Origin of the sequence: Moorena sp. SIO3B2 (assembly GCF_010692525.1) — a bacterium.
Lineage (GTDB): Bacteria > Cyanobacteriota > Cyanobacteriia > Cyanobacteriales > Coleofasciculaceae > Moorena > Moorena producens.
In genome coordinates, this window is sequence record NZ_JAAHHE010000618.1 from 1 (window position 1) to 2,775 (window position 2,775).

General features: G+C 43.4%; 4 protein-coding genes and 1 pseudogene. 3 read left to right on the forward strand and 2 right to left on the reverse strand.

From position 1 onward, the window contains the following. The 3 genes and pseudogenes from F6K38_RS44650 to F6K38_RS38945 all read left to right on the forward strand — a co-directional run. A pseudogene (locus F6K38_RS44650) lies at positions 1-120 on the forward strand (AAA family ATPase); the annotation flags it as partial. After that, the gene (locus F6K38_RS38940; protein ID WP_287360279.1) at positions 120-695 is read left to right on the forward strand and encodes a DUF4276 family protein; all 576 of its coding nucleotides are present in this window, start codon (positions 120-122) and stop codon (positions 693-695) included. The pseudogene F6K38_RS44650 and the gene F6K38_RS38940, both read left to right, overlap by 1 nt. A 44-nt stretch (positions 696-739) precedes the next feature. After that, positions 740-904 carry a hypothetical protein gene (locus F6K38_RS38945; protein WP_158026392.1) on the forward strand — a complete coding sequence of 55 codons (165 nt, stop codon included), beginning with the start codon at positions 740-742 and terminating at the stop codon, positions 902-904. Positions 905-976: 72 nt separating this feature from the next. On the opposite strand, the gene F6K38_RS38950 is transcribed toward F6K38_RS38945, so the two are convergent. Then, the gene (locus F6K38_RS38950) at positions 977-2,011 is read right to left on the reverse strand and encodes a sulfotransferase family protein (protein WP_287360281.1); all 1,035 of its coding nucleotides are present in this window, start codon (positions 2,009-2,011) and stop codon (positions 977-979) included. 267 nt (positions 2,012-2,278) lie between these two features. Beyond that, positions 2,279-2,775, reverse strand: a 497-nt coding sequence (locus F6K38_RS38955; RefSeq protein ID WP_287360283.1) for a hypothetical protein, incomplete at its 5' end; no start/stop codon positions are given.

Consider the following 2,775-nt stretch of genomic DNA (forward strand, 5'->3'; position numbering starts at 1 on the left):
CATGGGATCACCAAATTTTCAAGGGCTAAAGATAATCCAACCCTTGTCAATCTAGTCGAAGCTGGAGACTTACCCGGCTATCTCTGGAATCAAGGCTGGTTTAAAGGAGTTGCCCCCTAATGAGTTATGACCTGATTTTTCTGCTAGAAGAACCCTCAATGAAAAACGTTTTAGATCAACTCCTACCGAAAATTATTCCCGATGAAATAAACTATATTTGTATCCCCCACCAAGGCAAACAGGACTTATGTAAATCTATTCCCAATAAAATTAAAGCCTTTCAATATAGTCCTGACACTAGATTTATTATCGTCCATGACCAAAACTCCCATGATTGCAAAAAACTCAAATCAGAACTATTAGAAATTTGTCAAACTGCCGGAAAATCCAATAATGTGATGATTCGGATCATCTGCCATGAATTAGAATCCTGGTTCTTAGGAAATTTGGCGGCAGTCGAAAAAGCCTATAACATGAAACCTAATAGCCTCAGTAAACAACAAAGTAAAAAGAAATACCGTAACCCCGATCAGCTTAACTCTGCCAAACAAGAGCTTAAACGTTTAGTTAACGAATACTATCCAGGAATTCATTCTAAAAAAATTGCACCCTATTTATCTTTAACTGACAATACATCCCACAGTTTTCAAGTCTTTATTAAAGGTATTAAACATCTCCTATCGGTATCACCATGACCAAATCCGGTTGGGTGCATCTCATTGTCTTGATGCAGTCGCTCATGGGGGAAACCCCCAAGACCGCGCTGCCTCCCCAAGACCGCGCTGCATCGCTTTTGCTGTTTGATACGGTGGTGCGTTATGGGCAGCAACCTAACGCTGGCTACCGTAAAAATGAGGGCAAACCCTTCGGTGGTGCGTTACGGGGCTACTGGCTACGAAGTTGAATATGATGGCAATCCCCCCCTAACGCACCCTACGCACCCTACGCAAAATTTTCAAATATGAGATGCTACGATCTACAAGCGTCTGCGAATCGCTTCTACAATGTTTCGGGTTCGGTGAAGATTCATTAACAAGGCTAGGGTCAATTTTACCGGTAAAAATGCCCAACTGAATGCTAACATCAAGGGGTTGGGCTTCATCGAAGCATAGGAGTAACCATGGTTGAGCATGTTAGTATAGGTTACTTGCTGGCAAATATGAATCTCTGTTACAGAAAGTCCCCCACGCCGCCATTTTCCAGTGGTATTGGGGTCAATTCCCCGACGTTTTGGTGTGATTTGCTTATGGGATGAGACACCACCCTCATTTTGAGGAACATCCAACATTTGAGCTTGGAACTCCAGACCTAGAAACTGGCAAATTTCTGCCACTGTCTGCTCTGGATTTGTGACCAAATCTTCAAATCTCACCGTACGACATCGGGGATGATTGGCAAATTTTTCAGCAGCGTTAATCGAGGCATTCCAAAGTTTTGAGATGGTAAAGGGATGATAATTGCACCAAGACCGGAAGACTTCTCGATAGGGAATATTCTTGGCACCCAGGAATTTGATTCGCCACTTATATTTTTGTGAAAGCAGTACGTCTCGGGGGTCACGAACCATATTAATAATCCGGCTTTCGGGATAAAGTTCCAGGATTTCAGCGATGTATAAGACATTGCCCGGAGTTTGCTCACAAGGAATCTTCTTACCGTTGTTGGCAGCTTTGTATCCCAGAAATACCTTAAAGACATCCCCAGAGGTGAGCCTTTGCTCCGGAAGCTGGGAAATAATTACTTTGGCTTCTTCACTAAAGTCACTGGGATCCCCTGGACGCAGAACATCACTATGCTGAATTGATAAGAGGCGAGCCGCTAGCTGTTCTGCTTCTGCCTGAGTCAGGTAAGAGTCCCGATGCTGCTCGGACCATAACTGCCCAAAAAAATGGAGTTCCTCAAAGGTGAAAACCTCTGAATTTAATCCCAAGATTAGACCCATCAGAGTAGTTCCACTACGGGAGTTTCCCACTACAAATATCTGTTCCACTCTTGGTTGATGATCAATCATGATGGGCTGATGGGGTGATAGGGTGATGGGGGAATTGCCAACAGTATGATGATAAGTATATCAGCACTAAGGATTCAGCATAGCAAAAAAAATGCTTGTCTTTTTTTGATACTGTTCTCTTTTGCATTTTGCCTTTTTCCTTAAAAAGTGGTGCGTTACGGGGCTACTGGCTACAAAGTTGGATATGATGGTAATGCCGCCCCTAACGCACCCTACTCCTTTTGCCTGTTCCCGATTCGCGATTCCCGACTCCCGACTCCCGACTCCCTACTCCCTATTCCCTTGTTGAACAGACCAGGAATTAACTACCAATCCAGCCAGTAACCAAAAATAAAAACTAAAGGGTCGTAGTTTAAATGTCCGTTCCACAAAGGTGTAAAAGAAAGAAACAATAATTATCGTACAAAGCATCACCCCAAGGGATTTGTATTCCAGGGATGAAGAAGATTTAATCAGAGATTGAGAGGTTTGGTAAAGCCGTAACAAGATTAGCCAAAAAATCCCCAAACCAACAATTCCAAAATACCCTAGGAAGGCAAACCAGTAGGCATCTTCCAGGAGTTCCACATGCCAGGATAAATGCCGTTGTTCATCTGGGGAGAGAATCACCGAATTTTCTATTCCTCTTTGTAAGGCACCAGGCTCTGGACCAAAGCCAAACCAGCCTCCTGAATTCATTAAACCATTAACAATAGTCTTGGCTGCCCAACCCCGCTGAGCTTCTAAGTTGTGTTGCCAGTAATCTGGAGAAAAAATCGAGAAGA

Excerpts from the sequence above, each read along its gene's own strand:
- F6K38_RS38940 (WP_287360279.1), top strand. The coding sequence starts at position 120 with ATGAGTTATGACCTGATTTTTCTGCTAGAAGAACCCTCAATGAAAAAC.
- F6K38_RS38945 (WP_158026392.1), top strand. The coding sequence starts at position 740 with ATGGGGGAAACCCCCAAGACCGCGCTGCCTCCCCAAGACCGCGCTGCA.
- F6K38_RS38950 (WP_287360281.1), bottom strand. The coding sequence starts at position 2,011 with ATGATTGATCATCAACCAAGAGTGGAACAGATATTTGTAGTGGGAAAC.